The sequence below is a fragment of the Paenibacillus selenitireducens genome (assembly GCF_002021565.1).
GTDB classification, from domain to species: Bacteria; Bacillota; Bacilli; order Paenibacillales; family Paenibacillaceae; genus Paenibacillus_K; species Paenibacillus_K selenitireducens.
The window spans coordinates 1-21,157 of record NZ_MSZX01000008.1 but is presented as its reverse complement, the minus strand read 5'-3'; the positions used below and the strand labels follow the sequence as shown (position 1 = coordinate 21,157).

General features: G+C 46.8%; 14 protein-coding genes, 1 rRNA gene and 1 riboswitch. Of the genes, 11 read left to right on the top strand and 4 right to left on the bottom strand.

The features are described from left to right. Positions 1–52 precede the first annotated feature (52 nt). Together nagA and BVG16_RS19440 are read right to left on the bottom strand one after the other, a co-directional pair. Positions 53–1,183 (bottom strand): N-acetylglucosamine-6-phosphate deacetylase, encoded by a 1,131-nt coding sequence (gene nagA, locus BVG16_RS19445; protein ID WP_144027437.1) that lies wholly within the window; start codon positions 1,181–1,183, stop codon positions 53–55. Between the two features lie 23 nt (positions 1,184–1,206). Continuing rightward, entirely contained in the window at positions 1,207–1,980 is a 774-nt protein-coding gene (locus BVG16_RS19440; protein WP_078500723.1) for a DeoR/GlpR family DNA-binding transcription regulator, read from the bottom strand. A gap of 261 nt (positions 1,981–2,241) precedes the next feature. On the opposite strand from BVG16_RS19440, the gene BVG16_RS19435 reads away from it, so the two are divergent. From BVG16_RS19435 to BVG16_RS19390, 10 genes are all read left to right on the top strand, one after another. Continuing rightward, complete coding sequence (locus BVG16_RS19435; RefSeq protein WP_078500721.1) at positions 2,242–3,048, top strand: helix-turn-helix domain-containing protein; 807 nt, start codon at positions 2,242–2,244, stop codon at positions 3,046–3,048. A gap of 664 nt (positions 3,049–3,712) precedes the next feature. Further along, the gene (locus BVG16_RS19430; RefSeq protein WP_078500719.1) at positions 3,713–5,425 is read left to right on the top strand and encodes an amylo-alpha-1,6-glucosidase; all 1,713 of its coding nucleotides are present in this window, start codon (positions 3,713–3,715) and stop codon (positions 5,423–5,425) included. 183 nt (positions 5,426–5,608) lie between these two features. Then, positions 5,609–7,345: a sensor histidine kinase gene (locus BVG16_RS19425; protein WP_078500717.1), complete on the top strand. Its 1,737-nt coding sequence runs from the start codon at positions 5,609–5,611 to the stop codon at positions 7,343–7,345. Then, positions 7,323–8,507 (top strand): response regulator, encoded by a 1,185-nt coding sequence (locus BVG16_RS19420; protein WP_078500715.1) that lies wholly within the window; start codon positions 7,323–7,325, stop codon positions 8,505–8,507. Before BVG16_RS19425 ends, BVG16_RS19420 begins: the two co-directional genes overlap by 23 nt. A gap of 153 nt (positions 8,508–8,660) precedes the next feature. Further along, positions 8,661–9,932: an ABC transporter substrate-binding protein gene (locus BVG16_RS19415; protein WP_078500713.1), complete on the top strand. Its 1,272-nt coding sequence runs from the start codon at positions 8,661–8,663 to the stop codon at positions 9,930–9,932. A gap of 251 nt (positions 9,933–10,183) precedes the next feature. Continuing rightward, a complete protein-coding gene (locus BVG16_RS19410; RefSeq protein WP_078500710.1) occupies positions 10,184–11,104 on the top strand; it encodes a carbohydrate ABC transporter permease in 921 nt (306 codons plus the stop codon). 28 nt (positions 11,105–11,132) lie between these two features. Then, positions 11,133–11,945 carry a carbohydrate ABC transporter permease gene (locus tag BVG16_RS19405; RefSeq protein ID WP_078500708.1) on the top strand — a complete coding sequence of 271 codons (813 nt, stop codon included), beginning with the start codon at positions 11,133–11,135 and terminating at the stop codon, positions 11,943–11,945. Between the two features lie 36 nt (positions 11,946–11,981). Then, positions 11,982–15,128 carry a beta-galactosidase subunit alpha gene (ebgA, locus tag BVG16_RS19400; RefSeq protein WP_078500706.1) on the top strand — a complete coding sequence of 1,049 codons (3,147 nt, stop codon included), beginning with the start codon at positions 11,982–11,984 and terminating at the stop codon, positions 15,126–15,128. A 12-nt stretch (positions 15,129–15,140) separates the two neighbouring features. Beyond that, positions 15,141–16,055: a DMT family transporter gene (locus BVG16_RS19395; protein ID WP_078500704.1), complete on the top strand. Its 915-nt coding sequence runs from the start codon at positions 15,141–15,143 to the stop codon at positions 16,053–16,055. Between the two features lie 165 nt (positions 16,056–16,220). Then, a riboswitch (purine riboswitch) is annotated at positions 16,221–16,320 on the top strand. 128 nt (positions 16,321–16,448) lie between these two features. Further along, positions 16,449–17,849, top strand: coding sequence for an NCS2 family permease (locus BVG16_RS19390; protein ID WP_078500702.1), 1,401 nt, complete (start codon positions 16,449–16,451; stop codon positions 17,847–17,849). Between the two features lie 107 nt (positions 17,850–17,956). On the opposite strand, the gene BVG16_RS19385 is transcribed toward BVG16_RS19390, so the two are convergent. Both BVG16_RS19385 and murQ read right to left on the bottom strand, forming a co-directional pair. After that, positions 17,957–19,405, bottom strand: coding sequence for a PTS transporter subunit EIIC (locus BVG16_RS19385; RefSeq protein WP_078500699.1), 1,449 nt, complete (start codon positions 19,403–19,405; stop codon positions 17,957–17,959). Positions 19,406–19,440: 35 nt separating this feature from the next. Further along, positions 19,441–20,328, bottom strand: a complete 888-nt coding sequence (gene murQ, locus BVG16_RS19380) for an N-acetylmuramic acid 6-phosphate etherase (RefSeq protein WP_078500697.1) — start codon at positions 20,326–20,328, stop codon at positions 19,441–19,443. A gap of 480 nt (positions 20,329–20,808) precedes the next feature. Between murQ and BVG16_RS33175 the strand changes: the two genes are divergently transcribed. Beyond that, positions 20,809–21,157: ribosomal RNA gene (locus BVG16_RS33175) — 16S ribosomal RNA — on the top strand; the annotation flags it as partial.

The window sequence follows — 21,157 nt, the reverse complement described above, 5'->3', positions numbered from 1 at the left end:
AAGCCGGAATCTCTTGGTTTCCAAGGGATTTCGGCTTTTTTGCGCTATTGTTTTACAACGATGCATAATAGGGTACGCCTTTAATGAACGTTTCGACGACTTCGAAGTTCTCGTCGAGCAGGACGAGATCTGCATCGTAACCTGCTTCAATTCGCCCGGTTTGATTCAACTGAAGGATCGACGCCGGTGTGGTAGAAGACATCATGATGCTGTCTTCCAGCGAGATACCAAACGTTGTGCTCAGTTTGAGGGAACGGTTCATCGTTACTGTGCTGGATGCCAACGTGCCATCTTGCAGTCTCGCAATGCCGTCCTTGACGGCCACATGATGACCACCGAATAGATATTCGCCATCGCCGACCCCCATAGCTTGCAGCGCATCGGTCGTTAAGACCATGCGGTTCGGTCCTTTGATTTTATGCATGAGGCGGATAATGCCAGGATGCAAATGCACACCGTCGACAATCGCTTGAACGCTGACCTGATCGTTCTCTAATGCGGCAGTCACAAGTCCGGGAGAGCGATGATGGATGCTCGGCATGGCATTGAAGCAATGGGTAATATGGGTGGCTCCTTCATGGAAAGCCAATTGTGCTTCCTCGTACGTAGCGTCGGAATGGGCGATGGCGACCACGACATTTCTGCGTGTTAAATCATGAATGAGTTCGATGCCGCCAGGCAGCTCGGGAGCGATCGTGACCATCTTGATCAGATCTCCGGCTTCGCGGAAGATTAGCTCCATTTCATGAAGATCAGGATGTCTCAAATATTTCGGGTTTTGCATACCTTTACGCGCAACGTTCAAGTAAGGGCCTTCCAGGTGGATTCCGATAATTTTGGCGCCCTCTTCACGACCGACGACTTTTTTGACGCTGCGAATCATGGCGAGAAGGTCATCCAGTGAAGAGCTCACGGATGTAGCCAGAAATCCAGTGCATCCAGTTTCGGCGCATGCTTTGGATACCGCTTGAATGCTAGTCGTCGTTCCATCCATCATGTCATGATTTTTTGCGCCGTGAATATGGACGTCAATCATGCCTGGAATCAATAGGTGATGCTGTCCGTCCAAGATACGATCAGCATTTTGAACATCTTCCATTCCCGGATTTGGAGGAAGTATGGATTTGATTTTGTGATCTTCGATCCAGACGCTGGCAGGCGTAAGCGCACCATTCTGAATCATCGTAATATTGGATAGTATCGTCTTCACAGGTGCTCCTCCTCTGAGGTTAAGATGACTTCAATGCGGTACAAATCTAGTTTTTCTTGGATCGCCGAAGGCAGACGCTGGTTGGTAATAAGAAGATCGATTCCTTCGAAGCTGATTTTAAAAGACGACGTCTGATTCGTTTTCGATGCATCCACCACGAGACAGACTCTTTTGGAATGCTCCAAAATCGACTTTTTCACTTGGATATCTTCCAGTTCAGAATAGAATAGCCCATCTTCGGTTATGCCTGAAGCGCCGATAAACGCATAATCAAAATAAAACTGATGCAGTTGCTCGCCGATCGAAGAGCCATATAAAAGGTGGGAATCGGGATTGAAATAACCGCCCAGCAAATAGACTTTGTTGTCTTGATGTCGGGTCGAGACGGAAATCGCATTGTCGATCGAATGGGTGACGACGAGCAATCCCGTCTGTGTCAGCTGTTTGGAAATGAAATGCACCGTCGTGGAAACATCGAGCATGATCGTTGCTCCGTTTGGGATCAATTCAACGGCTTTGGCTGCAATGTCTTGTTTTTCGGTTGCATGATTTACTAGACGATCCGTATAACTTGCGATTTGGGCTTTCATGACCGGCAGGGAAATACCGCCTCGAATACGGTCGACTAAGCCCTGCTCCGTTAATGCGAGAATATCCCTTCGCGCCGTATCTTTGGAGATGGAGAACATCAGGGCCAATTCTTCTTGTGACAATTGCTTTCGATCTTCCAATATTTCTAGAATCCTCGCTAATCGTTGCGTTTGATCCATGTTGGTCACCTCACAACAAAGGTATCATAAAACGAAGCTCTTTGCAATTATATAAGTTTTTATTTCTGATCTATAAGTTTTTATAAGTTTTAATTTGAGTACAAAAAAAATTACTCCCTTTTATCTGCGTTGTTTAGCAAATAGAAGGGAGTTTTTTTTATGACCAAAATCAATGAGCTAATCGAGGATTTTAGTTTAACCTTGTAACTCAAGCATCACTTGATATACAAAATTGAGAGCAATAGATACACTGGAAGCATCATGAACGAAGGGGAGATTGCAGTGTTTAATATGTCGAAAGTAGGCAGGAATATTGCGAAATTACGAAAGAGAACGGGGATAACCCAGATGGGGTTAGCTGATCGACTTTGTATCAGTTACCAAGCGGTGAGTAATTGGGAACGAGGAGAAACGATGCCTGATATATCTAAACTTCCTCAGATCGCAGAAATTTTTGATGTCAGTATCGATGAGATTCTCGACGAAGGTAAAGGGACGCAAATACTTAAAAATATGATGGATAATACAACGGAGGAGTATTTACAACATCATGAAGTATCTCTCGAAGAGATTTCGGAAATCGCGCCATTACTTCGAACGGAGCAAGTTGATGAATTTGTTGAACATGTAAAGGAAAGCGTTAAAATAAGCGATCTCCTGTCCATAGCCCCCTTTGTCAGTGAGAATGTCATCGACGAATGCGCAAAAAAAGCCTTTGAACAAGAAGGTATAAGTTCATTGGTGCCGATGGCTCCATTTATTAGTGAGGGTGTAATCGACGTATGTGCAAAGAAAGCCTTTGAACAAGAAGGTATAAGTTCATTGGTGCCGATAGCTCCATTTATTAGTGAGGATGTCATCGACGCATGTGCAAAGAAAGCCTTTGAACAAGAAGGTATAAGTTCATTGGTGCCGATGGCTCCATTTATTAGTGATGATGTAATCGACGCATGTGCAAAAAAAGCCTTTGAACAAGAAGGTATAAGTTCGTTGGTGCCGATAGCTCCATTTCTTAGTGATGATGTAATCGACGCATGTGCAAAGAAAGCTTTTGAACAAGAGGTATAAGTTCATTGGTGTCGATAAAGTCCAGAGGACTTTTCGGCACTTTATTTATTGAGGAAGAGGAATGTTTGCTATGTTGGATAAATCCACTAACTTTAACGGATTTGCCTATATCTAAACGTCTATAATGTATATATCCAATAAAAAAAGATGAATAACGCCCATAAACCTCCATTCGTGGCTCCTATCCTGCGTAAATCCAACATAGATGAGTAACAAGGCTCAATCGGATGTCCTATCTTGTATTCATCCAATATAGATGAATACCAAGGCTTATCCGAATGAAAAAAGTCGATGATCAGCGATCAACAAGAGAATGAACCGTTTATGATGTTTATTAGCAAACTGGCTGTCGATTCCAAAATTGACCTCGATATTCGTTAATCATTAACAACCGTTGTGTGTATGCGTGAGCTGCTTACAACGGTTTTTTTGTGTTCATAGAATCGATTGCGGCCAGAGGAATCGATCGGACAAATAGACGAAGATAACCGAACAAAATGACACCCATGATCACCATAGTCGATGAGAGCTAACATTCAGACGACCACATTCGTACGGCTGTACAACTACAATCACAGGATGAACCCTTACAATGAGGGGAGGAACTTAATCATTTCGTATCCGCTTTGTTGTAAGCGTTATCTATGTAGAGGAGGAGCAGCCTATGTCATTTACATTTGATCTTCGAACGATTCCTTTTAGCCGATATGGCTCATTCTTGACGATTTCATACTTGCCGGCGTCGAATGATCGGCCGGAAGGTTTATATTTGCGCACTGTACGTGGGGGAGATGAATCCAGCGGAGCGGCGTTTCTTATTGAATTGGTGGATGGAACGGAGACTGTAGCTTTCTCCGCGGATGCAACGCCGACGAAGCTGCGGTTGACGGCTGACGCTGGATATGCGGATTTTTGTATTAGCGATGCACATACCATGAGATGCCGGACGGCTGGGGTCGGGGTGCGCCTGACGCTGAGTGGAGGGCATTATGACTATGCCCTGCAGCGTGAAGCGCAACGCTGGGAAGTGAACAGCTTCTTGAACGAGGTTCGGTTCATGGTCACTGCAAGTCAAGGGGATATCCAGATGGATGCTCCATGGGTGCGCACGCGATGCACGTATGTGAAGCCCCATTTCGTACCGGAACAGAGTTCAGGCGTAGCCGAGTTCGCGATGGAGGAGTACCGCACGACGTGGAAGGAGCGGAAAGCCGTAGAGACCTTCGACGAATTTGAACACCGTATGGCTGCCGAATATGATACATGGCTTAGGGACACGCTCACGGTGCCTGCGCCTCTCGAGCCTGGCCGTGATCTGGCCGCTTATATTACATGGTCGGCTGTTGTCCCTCGCGGAGGATGCTTAACCCGCCCGGCCATGTACATGTCCAAGAATTGGATGACGAACATTTGGAGCTGGGATCATTGCTTCAATGCGATGGCACTCATTCGTTCCAATCCGGAGCTGGCTTGGGATCAATTCATGATTTTCTTTGATCGTCAGGATGAGAGCGGACTCTTGCCTGATTTCGTGAACGACAAATATGAGTTATGGAACTGCAACAAACCGCCGATCCACGGTTGGACGTTAGCCTGGATGATGGAACGCAGCGATTGGATTGGAGATCAACAGCTGCGAGAAATCTATGAACCGCTCGCTCGCTGGACAAGATGGTGGTACAACGATCGGGATGATGATCGGGACGGCGTGCCTCAGTACAATCATGGGAATGACAGCGGATGGGATAACAGTACGATTTTTCATGAGCGTGGTGCGGTCGAAAGTCCGGATTTATGCGCCTATTTAGTCCTGCAGTGCGAGGCGCTTGCAACGATTGCCGATCGGCTTAACCGTCCGCATGAGGCAGGGGAATGGAAGGCACTGGCACAATCTACACTGGACCGTATGCTCAGTCATTTTTGGCAGGACGGCCGTATGCGTGCAGTACGTTCAGGAACTCACGAGCGTCTCGGTGGAGAGAGTCTGATCGTCTTGATGCCGATTATACTTGGACACCGCCTTCCTCAGGGAGTGCTTGAGGCGCTTATTGCCGAACTGTCGGATGAAGCGAAATTCTTCTCTCCGAACGGATTCGCAACAGAAAGCCTAAGCAGCCCACATTATGAACCGGATGGCTATTGGCGCGGACCGATCTGGGCTCCTGTCATGATGTTGCTCGTCGATGGATTAGCGAACAGCGGTTATACGGAGCTGGCAAGTGAAGCCGCTCGCCGTTTTTGCCATATGGCCAATATCAGCGGCATGGCGGAAAATTTCGATGCTGTGAGCGGCAAGGGGCTTCGAGACCGCGCGTTTACGTGGACGTCTAGCGTATATCTCATGTTGGCGCATGAATATGTGAAGGAGTTACACTGATTCTATAGGATCGAAGCAGCAGGAATGGACGCACGTTTCCCTATGAGGGACGTGCGTTTTCTGGTAAAAACTCTGGATTGTCAGGCGCAATGTGTTGTGATAAACTTCATTTACTTTAGTCCGCCAAAAGTTGTCACTTTTTAATTCTAGCCGGTGATGTCAGGCAGCGCAGGGGGATTGGTTATGAATCATATGTGGATACATTCCGTTGTTCACGGGTTGACGGCGCCACGCCGAAGCTTACGGTTTAAGGTAGTTACTCTATTCCTGGCGGCAGCGTTGCTTCCGCTTATTTCGCTTGGATTCTTATCCTTCACGAAGTCGTCGGAGCTGCTGCAAGATCAACTGGGAAAATACGGGAGTAATGCCGTGACACAGCTACAATATCAATTGAATTCGGAGTTAAGCCGGATGGAGTCGACAGGGGAATACGTGCACTCCTACTTGCTGAATCCTTCCCGCGTGGTCATCCGCAGCGAGATTCCGCATACGTATACCGAGTTGCATGAACAGAATGATTTAGAAGATTTTTTGAAAGCGCTTAAAACTGTGACGCAACGCGGTATTTTTATTATCACCCGATCTGGATATTTCTATGGGGAGAACGAAATCAACACGGATATTCTAAAAGAGCAATCGTGGTGGAAGGCCATTCCCTCCGATTATATCGGGGAATATTGGGCTGGTTTCTACACGCCGAAACATTACAAGGAATGGAATGCGAAAGAAAAAGTATTAGGTCTGGTCGTACCGATTCGGAATCAACAAGGAGCTTTGAAGGACAGCCGCATCTTAATTGAGATGAAAGCCGATAAATTGTATGAGATGTTCCATATCTTTGAGCAGAATACCCAAGCCATGTTGACGATTACGAATAGGAGCGGGCAGCTGATGTATCAGTCACCTACATCCTTTCAACCGAAGGAAAATGATATCGTATGGACGAAATCCGTCGGCACGAGCGATTGGAAGATTGAAGCGCGACTGCCGTACAAAGCATTTTATCAATCCTCGAATGTCATTCGTTCCTACACCTTCGTAGGGCTTGGGCTCTCAGGCTTACTCGCCCTGCTGCTTAGTTATTTATTCTCAGCACGTGTAACAGGACGCATCAAACGGTTAAAGGAATCGATGTTCCTGGCGGGAAAAGGCCGCTTGCAAACGCGAATTCCTATCCAGGATAAAGATGAGTTAGGTGTGCTTGCGCACAGCTTCAACCGCATGGTAGGTCAGATTCAAGATTTGGTCGATGAGATCACCGTGACGGAACAGTTGAAGAAAGAAGCCGAATTGCGTGCTTTTCACTATCAGATCAATCCGCATTTATTGTTCAATACGTTAAATTCCATCCAGTGGAAGGCTAAACTCCAAGGGAATGAAGACATTCGGAAGATGCTGTATCACCTGGCGATGCTGCTGGAAGGAAATCTGGACATTACGCAGGAGCTTGTTACGCTTCGCAAAGAACTGGAAGTCATTGACCATTTCCTGCATATTCAGCGGATACGATACGAACACGAATTTGACTATATTCTAGAAATTGAAGAGCATCTGATGGATTATCTGATTCCGCGAATGAGTCTTCAACCTCTATTAGAAAATATATTTTTCCATGCATTTGAGGATGGCAACGGTCAAATTCGGATCACGGTGATGGAAGAAGGCGAAGAGCTCGTCCTCACGTTAGAAGATAACGGCAAGGGAATGACGGAAGCTAGTTTGGAGAAGATGCGGAGTGGAACGTATCAAAGCAAGCGGGGAAGAGGACTTGGAGTGAATAACGTCGATCAGAAGTTTAAACTCCACTTTGGGCCGTTGTATGGGTTATCGATTCAGTCAAAAGAGGGTCAAGGGACGGTCATTACCATTCGCTGGCCGAAGAAAGAGGGGGACGAACATGACAACGAAATCTCCGATTAAAGTACTCATCGCGGACGATGAGAGCATTGTGCGCAAAGGACTTATCGCGACCGTCGATTGGGCGCGCTTTAATATGCAGGTCGTAGCCGATGTGCCGAATGGACAGAAGGGCTTGGAAGCCTTCCATGAACACCGTCCTGAAGTCATCATTACGGATATTGTCATGCCGGAATTGAATGGCATTGAATTAACCAAGCTTGTGAAAGAGGAAGCCCCATCCACCAAAATTCTGCTGCTGAGCTGCCATCGCGATTTTGAATATGCACAGCAAGGTCTTCGTCTTGGCGTATCCGGGTATTTGTTAAAGACGGCTTTTGAGGACGAGGAATTGAATTTCTATCTGCAGAAGTTCCAAGAGGAGCTTATGGCTGAGCAGCCGGTAGAAGGAGGCCATGTGACCCAGGCCCAAGAGGATCGCACACGTTGGGAGGCTTCCTTTTACGCATGGTTGTGCGGTTTTCGTAATGAATTTCGTACAGAGCTCCAAGCAAGATGGGCTGAACCCTGGGCGTGGATGGAAGAATCGCATAGGGTCTACTTAGTGAAATCGTTCGGTGATGATGCGGCAGAGGTACCGTGGGAAGAGCTGCGCAGCCAACTGGGCGTCACCTGTGAGAGCATCCGATGCGGTACGGACCGATGTTATTATTTTATCCCCTCTAAAAACCGGGAAGCTGTGGACGCCTTATTAAAGGATGTAAAGAGCCGCACACTATCGCTGCATTGGAGCGCCATCGGTCCGTTACAAGGGATGGAAGATTGGTTAGGTGCGGTGACGAAGCTCCATCAAGAAGCCGAATTGGAGAAAAGATTTGAATTGAACGTGAATTCATGGCCTGACACGATTACCCATGCGATTCGCCTTGTGGCCGAAGATTTGCGGGAGCCTTGGTCGGTAAGCGACGTTGCGCATCGCGTAGGCTTAAGCCGGAGCCATTTCAGCACGCTCTTCAAGAAGGTAACGGGTGAGAATTTTATTGAGCTGCTTTATCGTATGCGTCTGCGTATGGCGATGGATTTGTTGGCGAATACTCCCATGACCTTGCAGAGCATTGCGGAACAAATCGGCATGGTCGATGGCAAATATTTAAGCAAATGGTTCAAGCGGTATTGCGGGCTGACCCCTTCTCAATATCGTGCCGAACAAAAAGAAGAACGTTAACCAAACAAGAAGATCCTTTTCACGGAGAGGACGTATATTTCGAACAAAATCACCCCCGAAGGAAAACAAAAAGCTGTTTTGAAAACGCTTTATTTTTCTTAAAGTGAAAGTATTCAAAGAATTAATAAACTTGTTCGAGGGGGATCAACATCCATGAATAACAAACGCTCCATGATCACAGTACTTTTATTGCTCATCGCAGTGACCGTTAGCGCCTGTGGCGGAGGAACTTCTAATCAAGGCAGTGAAGGGGCTAAGGATGCTGAGAAGGAAAAGGTATTGCGTTTCGCAACGTGGGATACGGGGGACAGCCTCAAGGTTCAACAGGATATTGCCAAATTGTTCGAACAGCAGCATCCGGGTGTAAAGGTGCAAATCGAGCCCTATGCCGACGGATTTGATCAGAAGCTTGCAGCTTCCTTTGGCGCAGGAAATCCACCCGATGTGATGTTAATGTGGGACTTCCCCACGTATTATACCAACTTGGAGCCGTTAGATTCTTTTATTACGAAGGATGCCAGCTTGAAATTAGACGATATTTATGAAAGTTTGTTCCATTACGTGAAGGTGGATGGTCAGACCTATGGATTGCCAAGCGGATTTACATCGCGCGCTATTTACTATAACAAGAAAATGTTCGATGATGCTGGAGTGCCCTACCCGAAAGATGGTTGGACATGGGATGATTTCAGAGCAGCCGCGAAGAAACTCTCCAATCCTGCGAAGAAGCAATATGGGTTCGGGGTCCGGACAATTAATGATCCGTATGACATGCAAGGATTTGTGTGGAGTAACGGAGGAAGCTTCGTCAGCAAGGATGGCAAAGAGATCGAAGGCTATATGAACAGCCCTGAAACAGCGCAATCCATTCAATTGTTCGGCGATATGTTGAAGGATGGATCGGCAACACTTGCCGGGGGTAAAAACCAATTAAGCGGTGATGATGTATTCAAGGCAGGTAAAATTGCGATGTGGGAAAGCGGTGTTTGGCCGCTAGAGAGCTTCAAGGCGGCGAAGGTGGACTTCGGTACGGTTGAAATGCCTGCATTTACAGGCAAACCTGTGAAGGGAATTATTGCGCTAAGTGCCATTTCGGTGGCGAAGCAATCGAAACAGAAGGATCTGGCGTGGGAATTTACGAAATTCTTCATATCGAATGAAGCGATCAAAATGCGCAGCAATGCGGATCTACCGATCCGTAAAAGCATTGTGAAGGAGATGGGATTCGATCAAAACCCATTGTATATCCCGTTCTATCATATGTTGGAGCGTTCGGACGACACGCCTTCGTTCTTGCTCAACAGCAATTGGAAGCTTGTGAACCGTTATTTATCCACGGCAATCGATTCGGTGATGTTGGGTGAAAATGCGCAGGATGTACTGAATGCCGCTGTGAAGGACGCCAAAAAATATGTAGAAAAATAGATGGATGAAGGGGCCCGGTGAGATACGCATCGGGCTCTTTGCTGCGCCTAGAAAGTACATCGAACAAAAAGGCGACAGAGACCGAACAAAATGCCTCTAAAGGATCCGTAACCCCTTATTTCCCTCAAACAAAGTGGCCCCTAATCGCAGACAGACGACCGTGTAAAAACGCTTACATTTTGACTACAATGAAACCACAACAAGTGCAGTACACGGCACGCGCCGAACAACATCTGAAAGGGACGATCGACATGGAATCAATCAAAAAGCGTACTTCTGCACGATGGAAGCAAGCGAGCATTCCTTACTTGTTCACTATGCCATGGATCATCGGGTTTCTTGCCTTTACCTTAGGCCCTCTTATTTTTTCGCTCATTATCAGTTTCTATGAGTGGCCGGTTATAGGACAGAAAACATTCATTGGCCTTGCTAATTACAAAGAAATGTTTACGAGTGATCCATTATTCTGGACTTCACTTACGGTCACGCTGAAATTCGCTGCCTTATTCGTTCCGCTTAACATTATTGTTGCGCTGCTTCTGGCCATGCTGCTCAATCAGAACGTGAAAGGAAGCGGGATATTCCGTACAGCATTCTACCTGCCATCCGTGATCTCCGGCGTTGCGCTCGCGATGATCTGGGCTTGGGTTTTTGATGGGGAGTACGGCATCCTGAACTATATATTATCCGTGTTCGGTATCGAAGGTCCAAAGTGGCTGATTAGCACGACGTGGGCGCCGGTAGCGATGGTAATCGCCAGCCTATGGGGGCAAGGAACCATGATGCTGATCTTCTTAGCTGGATTGAAAAATATCCCGAAAGACATGTATGAAGCCTCATCGATCGATGGTGCAGGCAAATGGAAGCAATTCACACGAATCACGCTGCCGATGTTAAGTCCGACCATTCTTTTTAACTTAATTACGACTATCATTGCTGCCTTCCAGCAGTTGACCTTGGCGCTCGTGATGACAGGTGGAGGTCCTACGAACTCAACGTATTTTTACGCGATGTATATGTACGAGAATGCTTTTAAATATTCCAAAATGGGATATTCTTCAGCGAATGCCTGGTTCATGTTCGCGATCGTGTTGGCCTTAACGATGCTCGTCTTTAAGTCATCCTCTGCATGGGTGTACTACGAAGGGGAAATGAAACACGGTAAGCGATAACGCAAAACGAACTTACGGGGTGAAAACAATGAAAAAAATAGTGATCTATGGCTTACTTATTCTGTTCTCCATTTTATTTATAGCGCCATTTTTCTGGATGATTACAACCGCGGTCAAATCGCCTGAGGAACTGTATGTCTTCCCGCCAAAGTGGATTCCATCCATTTTTCACTGGAGTAACTTTGCAACAGCTTGGGAGACGCAGCCTTTCAACATTTACTTGAAGAACTCATTGATCGTAACCGGGATGTCATTACTTGGACAGCTCTTATCGTCGGCACTTGTTGCCTATGGCTTTGCCAGATTCCGGTTTCGCGGGAAAGATACACTCTTTATGATATTGCTCGCTTCGATGATGATTCCGTGGGAAGTGACGATGATTCCGCAGTATATGGAATTTAACTTCTTGGGATGGATCAATACGTTGAAGCCGTTAATCGTCCCCGCATGGTTCGGGGCGCCATTCTTCATCTTTCTTTTGCGCCAATTCATTATGGGGATTCCGGTGGAGCTGGAAGAGGCAGCACGGATCGACGGAGCCAACCCGCTGCAGATTTTCGTAAGGCTGATTATTCCGTTAATGAGTCCGGCATTAATTCTCGTCGGCGTATTCCATGTATTGAATAGCTGGAATGATTACCTTGGTCCGTTGATTTTCTTGAATGACCAGAGCAAATACACCCTAACCCTCGGACTTTCGCAATTTAGAGGCATGTTCGGGGTCGATATGGTATCCATTATGGCTGTGACATTCTTAATCTGCCTGCCGCCGCTTGCGATTTTCTTCTTTGCGCAGCGTTACATTGTCGGGGGCATTGCAACGACAGGTATTAAAGGATAAGCGACTTTTAAATGACATTATAGGAGGATACAGCATATGCAGCATAGAGTTTTTGCGAACACGGCTCACGATTGGAGTCGATTGGATGTCCTGCACGTTAATCGTGAGGATAGCCGTTCTTATTTCATCCCTTATCCCAATACATCGTTAGCAAGTACGTTTGATCGAGGCAACTCTCCTTGGTTCCGCTTGTTGAACGGTTCGTGGAAATTCCGATATGACGAACATCCGCAGAAGGCGCCGAAGGATTTTTACGAGGACAACTTTGATTCAAGTGCTTGGTCGAGTATTGAAGTTCCTGGGCATTGGCAGCTGCAAGGATACGGAAGCCCGCATTATACGGATCTGTATTATCCGTTCCCGATTGATCCGCCGCATGTGCCGGACCAGAATCCGACAGGGTCGTACCTTCGAACGTTTACGCTCCCAGCTTCTTGGGATGGAATGCGTCAGACGCTGCGGTTCGAAGGCGTTGACAGCGCGTTTCACGTGTGGGTAAACGGTCAATATGTGGGTTACAGTCAGGGCAGCCGGTTGCCGTCTGAATTCGACATATCTTCTTATGTGCGGACTGGGCAGAATACGCTCGCAGTGCGGGTATACCAATGGTCCGATGGCAGCTATATCGAAGACCAAGATATGTGGTGGATTAGCGGGATTTTCCGGGATGTATCTATTATCGCAGAGCCGAACGTTCGTATCCGGGATTTTACGGTGCGTACATTATTAGATGATGCTTACGTAAATGGAGATCTCGCGATGGCGTTCCACCTGAACGCGAACCATGGAACAGATGTTGGCAGCGGGTATACGATTGCTTATGAATTGCTTGATGCGACAGGGAAGCACGCAGCTTCTGGTATGAGTGAGTCCGTTACGCTGGGGAATAATCAGGAGCAGCTTCTCGAACTGAACACAGCGATTCAAGCACCGCACTTATGGTCCGCAGAAGCTCCTTATCTATATACCTTATTGATTTCTCTTCTAGATGCTCAGGATCATACGATTGAAGTGATCCCTTATCGGATCGGGTTCCGCAGCGTTGAAGTTCGCGGAGGACAAATGCTGGTGAACGGGGTTCCCATTATGCTCAAAGGTGTCAATCGCCATGATCATCATCCGGAGTTAGGACGCTACGTTCCTTATGAGGTGATGAAGCAGGACGTGCTGATGATGAAGCAGCATAACATCAATGCGGTGCGTACGGCCCATTATCCGAATGATCCAAGGTTCTATGATTTATGCGATCAATATGGTCTATACGTGATGGATGAGACGGACTTGGAATGCCATGGAACGGAATTAATCGGCAAAGTAGACCTATTAAGCGATGATCCGGCTTGGGAAGCAGCGTATGTAGATCGTATGGAACGAATGGTGCATCGGGATAAAAATCATGCGTCGATCATCATGTGGTCTCTGGGCAATGAATCCGGCTTTGGCTGTAATCAGAGAGCCATGAGTGATTGGTGCCGTCAGGCGGACCCTACCCGGCTCATTCATTATGAAGGAGACCGTGAAGCCGCGGTATGCGATGTATTCAGTACGATGTATTCTTCACCCGAGAAGCTGGAGGGCTTCGGCCAACAGGACGATTTGGATAAGCCGCATATCGTATGCGAATATGCGCATGCCATGGGGAATGGACCCGGCGGGCTGAAAGAATATGACGAGATTTATAAAAAATATCGTCGATTGCAGGGCGGCTTCGTGTGGGAGTGGATCGACCACGGCTTACTCCATCACAGCGAATCGGGAGAGCCTTATTATACGTATGGCGGAGATTACGGAGATGAGCCGAATAACAGCAATTTTGTCATTGATGGCCTCATTCAGCCGGATCGCACACCTTCTCCGGGATTGCTGGAGTATAAGAAAGTAATCGAACCGCTGATCGTTGAAGCCGTAGATCTTGAACAGGGTCGATTATCGATCCGCAATCTATATGACTTTATTTCCTTAGATCATCTTCAGCTGAGCTGGTCCATCAAGAGCGGGGAGCGGCTCGAAGCAAGCGGAACCTGTACATTGCCGCATATCGAAGCGGGTGGGTCTGAGCAAATTCAGCTGCCGATAAACGCCGCCGAAAACGCAGCATCCGCATCCATGCATGCAGAGCGATGGTTATACGTCAGATTTTCGCTAGGACAAGAAGAGTCATGGGCTGCACGTGGACATGAAGTCGCATGGGCGCAGTTCTTGCTACCAACGAATAACGGTACCAATCTGATACCTACTTTATCTGGGAAAGGACAGGACTTGTTCACACCGCTGCATTATGAGCAAAAGGAATCCACACTATATGTTCAGGGAGAGCAGTTCTCTGTCACGTTCGATTTGTTAGCGGGAACGATTCAGTCTTGGAATTATGAAGGAAAGTCATTGCTTCATAAAGGTCCGAAGCTGAATTTCTGGAGAGCGCCGATCGATAATGACATGTACGTCTTGGAAGGATGGAAGAAGGCGCATCTGGATCGTCTGATGCAGCGCGTGGATGCTTGTACCTACGAAGTGAAGGATGGCAAAGTCATCGTTCAATTTCAATTGCGGATTGCGCCGCCCGTACATGATTACGGCATTCGCTGCGTGGTGACATTCACCGTGTATCCAAGCGGTGAGATGACGTGGGAAGCCGCAGGTCAACCGGAAGGGAAGCTGCCGGACATGCTCCCTCGTATTGGGTGGCAGCTTGAAATTCCGCAAGCCTACGATCGCGCGACATGGTACGGACGCGGACCTGGGGAGAGCTATGCCGATAGCAAGCTTGCCAGTGCGGTTGGTTTATATCACAAGAACGTCAGAGATCTGCAATTCCCGTACGTATTTCCACAAGAGAATGGAAACCGCACGGATGTGAGGTGGGTGGCCTTGAATGAAATCCGCGGTGTTGGATTCATGGCTATCGGAGATCCCGTGTTGGAATTTAGCGCGCATCGATACACGACACAGGATTTGGAGAAGGCGAGACATCTTCATGAGCTCGGTGAACGCGATACGATTACGTTGAATTTAGATTATCGTCAGAACGGGCTTGGCAGTAACAGCTGCGGACCTGCGCAGCTTCCTGCGTATGCGCTCAAGCCAGAGCCTTTCCAATTCCAAATTCGATTGCAGCCATTTCATGCGGAAGCGATTCGCCCCGTCACATTAGGAAATACAATGATCGAGCGTGATGATCGATAGGAGGGAGGCGACGTGAAACGTACTTGGATTGCGTATATATGCTTGCTATTCGTTGCTTGTGTATGGGGCTCAACGTTCATCATTGTTCAGAAAGCGGTCCAGACGTTACCTCCACTTGCCTTTAATGCCTTTCGCTTTCTAGGAGCGACATTGCTCTTCGCCGTGGTCATGGGCTTAACGAGGAGACATAGCAAGTACAACTGGACGGGGAACTTATGGAAGCACGGGATTGTGTTAGGGATTTGGCTATTCGGCGCTTACGCCTTGCAGACGATCGGTCTCTTGCACACGACGACGACGAATACGGGTTTTATTACAGGGATCTCTGTCGTACTGGTGCCCTTCGCGATGTTGTGGCTGATGCGGCAGCGTATGTCATGGACGACTTGGGTTGCAGCAGTCATGGCTTTTATAGGTTTATATTTTCTCACGTTTAATGGCGGGGCATTATCGCTGAACAAAGGGGACGTCCTGGTATTTTTATGTGCGATATGCTTTGCGATGCAAATTGCCCTGACAGGCAAGTATTCGCCCCAGTATGATACGTTGCCGCTTGTTACGATTCAATTGGGCACGGTGGGCGTATTGTCTTTCGTGTCATCGCTGCTTACGGAATCGGCCGGAACGCCATCCGAATTATGGACTTCCATCACCAATCCGGATGTACTGCTGGCTCTAGCGGTGTCCGTCGGGTTATCTACGGCTTTCGCTTTCTGGGCACAGACCTGGTCACAACGGTACACTTCCGCCTCACGCGTTGCGATCATCTATGCGACCGAGCCGGTTTTTGCGGCGATAACAGGTTTGACTTTTGCCGGAGAAGAGCTAGGAATCTGGGCCGTTGTAGGCTGTGCGTTAATATTCGGAGGCATGATATTCGCTGAAATGAAGTGGACACCCAAAGCACAACAATCCCATATGTCTTAAGAAGCATAGAGGAAGACCATTTCCAGTACGTCTGGAGGTGGTCTTTTTCGGATGGATATAGTTTAAATTTGCGGTATTTCCGAACGTTACAATTATTTCTTCTTAGAAATATTCGTTTTTTGGTTGACAACAATCGCGTTTTTCCCCTACAATGTGAGAAGAATAACAAAATGAAAAGCGATTTTTCGTATATTCTTGGGAATCGGCCCGAGAGTCTCTACAAGGTCACCGTAATGATCTGGCTACGAAAAGAGAGAAGAAGTACTGCCTGTGTATATTGGCGTGCTTCCATTTCTTTTGGATGCGGAACCTAGGAGATATTAGTCCTAGGTTATTTTTGTTGTTCCCTATCTTAAGCGACAGCTTACAAAACTTTTAGGAGGAGTCTCTACAATGGATCGTTTCTTTAAGTTAAAGGAAAACGGAACAAATGTTAGAACAGAGGTATTGGCGGGGATTACAACTTTTATGACCATGGCCTACATTTTGGCGGTCAACCCGAATGTCTTATCAGCTTTCGGCAAAACAGGAATGGAATGGTACTCCGTATTCTTGGCTACAGCAATTGCAGCGGGTGTATTCACCATCGCGATGGGGATCTTCGTGAACTTCCCCGTAGCACTTGCACCAGGTATGGGCCTTAATGCATATTTTGCTTCTGTGGTTATTTCAACGGCATCGAGCAATCATCCAATTACTTGGCAAATTGCATTGACAGCCGTGTTCATGTCAGGGATTATCTTCTTTATCTTGACCGTGACGAAGCTCCGGCAGCTGCTCTTAGTCGCGATCCCGGATGGATTGAAACATGCGATTACAGTTGGTATTGGTTTCTTCATTACGATTGTAGGTCTGAAAAACAGCGGATTGTTATCTGTAGCTGTAGAATCTGTAGGGGATATCAAAGCAGGTACATTTACACCGTTATTAGGATTTGAAACAGTATTCTCTATGGGCAGCTTCTCGAACCCAGACGTACTACTTGCACTGATCGGGATTGCATTGATCGCCATCTTAATGGTACTTCGCGTACCAGGTGCGATTTTCTTCGGTATTATTGGTACATCTTTAATCGGTTGGGCATTATTCTATGACCATCTCAAAGCAGCAAGTACAACACAAGCGACATGGATGCCTGATTTCAGCCAGTTGAACTTCTGGCAATTCGACTTTGCAGGGATGATGGGTGTAGGGATTGTATCCATCGTAGTAACGTTCACATTCGTAGAGTTATTTGATACATTTGGTACCCTTGTAGGTACAGCAACACGCGCTGGATTTATGGAAAATAAAGAAGAAGGCAACAAACGCGTAGGTAAAGCGATGTTCGTCGATTCGATCGCAGTCGCGGGCGGCGCAGCATTAGGTACAAGTACAGTAACAACATTCGTTGAGAGTTCAGCAGGGGTAGCAGCAGGCGGACGTACAGGATTAACTTCCGTTACAACAGGTATTTGCTTCTTAGCGGCATTGTTCTTGGCTCCAGCTGTAGCATTGATTCCAGGCTCGGCAACAGCAGCGGCATTGATTATCGTTGGTGTGCTGATGGTTCAATCGGTTAGTGAAATTGACTTTAAGGATATGACGATTGGTATCCCAGCATTCTTAACGATTGCGTTCATGCCATTCACGTACAGTATCGCAAACGGTATTTCTTTAGGAATCATCTCTTATGTATTGCTAGCGGGAATCGGACAAGCCACAGGCAAAGGCAATCATAAAGTACACTGGTTAATGTGGATCTTGTTCGTCATGGTACTTGCTCGTTATGTATTCGTAGGCGGAGAAGGTTAAATCGATCGTATTTATAAAAATAAGCCGAGTGTATCGTCAGGAAGGTGACGATGGCACTCGGCTTTTTTATTTGGGATTCAGGATTGTTGATGTAAGAACCGTATGGCTTAGTTGTCTTTGTTATGCTCTAACATCAGCTCTTTGGTAAAGCCAAAGAAGTAAGTGAGTAGGAATCCTGCGATATAAGAAGCGCCAAGACCGAGCAGGTACCCAATGATGGAAGCTCCGATGCCGAGTGGTCCCGTAATCAGTGGAACGAGAACTAAACCAGACGGACCAATTGCCATGGAACCAATGAAGTTACCAGACATGGCGTAGAACCCTAATACTGCACCACCGAATCCACCGCCAAGACAAGCCGTGATGAAAGGACGACCAAGTGGGAGGGATACCCCGTAAATTAGCGGTTCGCCAATCCCTAAGAATCCAACAGGGAGAACCCCTTTAATCAGATTACGCATACTTTTGTTACGTTTCAATTTCAGGTAGATCGCAATCGCTGCACCAACTTGTCCAGCACCTGCCATAGCAAGGATCGGCAAGAGTGCCGTGTAACCGAATTGCGCGATTAACTCCGCATGGATCGGAATAAGTGCTTGGTGTAACCCGAACATAACAAGAGGTAAGAAAGCTGCAGCAAGTACGAATCCAGATAACGGACCACCATGTGCAAGCAACCAAGTTGTCGCTGAACCAATTCCACCTGAGATGATACCTGCAAGCGGCATGAATGCAAAGATCGTAATTAATCCCACAACAAGCAGGGCAATCGTCGGTGTGACGATAATATCAATCGCTGCAGGAACGCGTTTGCGAACCCATTTCTCCACATAGGAGATTAAGATCGCTGCGAGAATAGCTCCGATAATCCCACCTTGGCCCGGATTCAACTTTATTTCTCCGAAGATCGGATAACTATACGTAATATTCGCAACACTTGGTGCGATAATGATTGCGGAGACTGCACCACCAAGGGCGGGGGTACCACCGAATTCTTTAGCAGCGTTAACCCCGGCGAATACCGTCAGGTACATAAAGAAGGCGGAACCGATAACACTAATGATTGGTTGAAGCGTTACCATCCATTCAGGCGAGAAGCCTGTCTTCATCAGGTTGGCCATGAGGCCTGCAATCCCGTTAATAAGACCGGCGCCGACGAGTGCAGGGATCAATGGAATAAAGATATTACCGATTTTACGTAAGAAGTTTTTGAATGGTGTATTATTCTTTTTCTTTAGCTCCGCCTTAATATCATGTCCGCCAGCTTGCGTCGCCGTAGCTTGTTGCGGTTCATCGGCACCAGCGCCAGATTGAATGATATCCCCGAACTCGTCCGCTACTTTCTTAACCGTCCCTGGTCCAAGAACAATTTGATACGTCTCATCATCGACAACCCCTAGAACGCCTTTGATGCTCTTAAGTTTCGCTTCATCAATAATGTCTCGATTGACGAGGTTAATGCGTAATCTGGTAATACAATTCGTGAAGCTCTTGATATTAGAAGCGCCGCCTATCGCATACAGAATTTCCTGAGCAAGTGCACGATGTGGATTCATAGTGATATTCCTCCCGATGATTTGGTCTTAGATGGTTATTTAATTGCTTGACGTACGAAGCCATTCGCGTTCTCTAGTTTTTCAATCGTTTCTTTATACGTAGCACCTGTTAAGATCATGACGATGGCTGCTTTGGGTGTATTGTGAGCCTTTGCTAAATATTGTTCAGCTGTAGCGTAATCACAAGATGTCGCTTCCATAATAATTCGCTTCGCACGTTCAACGAGTTTCTCGTTCGTCAACTGCACATCAACCATTAAGTTGCCGTAGACTTTGCCGACTTGGATCATCGCTGCGGTCGAGAGCATGTTGCATACGAGCTTCTGCGATGTTCCGGACTTGAGGCGTGTTGAACCTGTGAGCACTTCAGGACCGTTTACGATTTCAATTGCGATTTGAGCTGCTTTGCTAATGAGTGAATCTTTATTACAAGATAATGCGACGGTGCTTGCGCCAATCTGATTCGCATATTCAAGTCCGGCAATGACATAGGGGGTGCGACCGCTGGCTGCGATCCCGACAACCGTGTCTTTATGGGTTAGTTCGATTTTCTTCAGATCTTCGACTCCTAGCTCCCGGCTATCTTCTGCGCCTTCGACAGCTTTAATGAATGCTCTTTCGCCGCCGGCGATTAATCCAACGACCTCTTCTGGGGCTGTACCGAAGGTTGGAGGACATTCCACCGCGTCGAGTAGTCCGATTCTTCCGCTTGTACCTGCGCCGATATAGATCAATCGTCCATGTTGACGGAGGGACGCTGCAATTTTAGCGACAGCTTGTGCGATTTTTGGGATTTGTTCTCGCACAGCGCGTGAGACCTTTGCATCTTCTTCATTCATAATGGTTAGAAATTGTTCAATGGATATTTCATCTAAATTCATCGTCCGCTCATTTTGAGCTTCTGTTGTTAAATGTTCCAACATATCGTCTGTCTCCTTTGGTTGCGCATTTTGTAAACGCTTTATGTGTGTTATTGTATATGATCTGAAATATTATTTCAACATAATTATTCTTTACTGAAATAATGTTTCGGAATATAATTTCATTGCATATACGCTTTGTTTTACACATATAATGAAGCTTCTCGAAAACAAACATGAAATATACAATTGGCTTTTTTTACAAGTTGCAATCCGCTAGATATGCTGATAAAGTATTCCTTACCGCTTCAGACGCGATACAACGAAGCAAGCGATGATAAAAAGAACTCAAAAAACTTTTTCAAAAAAAGCTTGCATAATAAACTTCAATATGGTATATTATAAAAGTTGCCGCTGAGAACAACGGTTCAACACAAGAAAGAAAAATTGATCTTTGAAAACTGAACAACGAGTGAATTAAAGCATTAAATGAAGAACTTTCGAGTTCTTGTCAGTTAGTTTTAAATGAGCAAGTCAAACACTTTAATGGAGAGTTTGATCCTGGCTCAGGACGAACGCTGGCGGCGTGCCTAATACATGCAAGTCGAGCGGAGTTATTCCTTCGGGGATAACTTAGCGGCGGACGGGTGAGTAACACGTAGGCAACCTGCCTGTAAGACTGGGATAACTACCGGAAACGGTAGCTAAGACCGGATACACGATTTGATCGCATGATCGGATTGGGAAAAGCGGAGCAATCTGCTACTTACAGATGGGCCTGCGGCGCATTAGCTAGTTGGTGGGGTAACGGCTCACCAAGGCGACGATGCGTAGCCGACCTGAGAGGGTGAACGGCCACACTGGGAHGCTNDGRYANAGTATHNATSSGYAS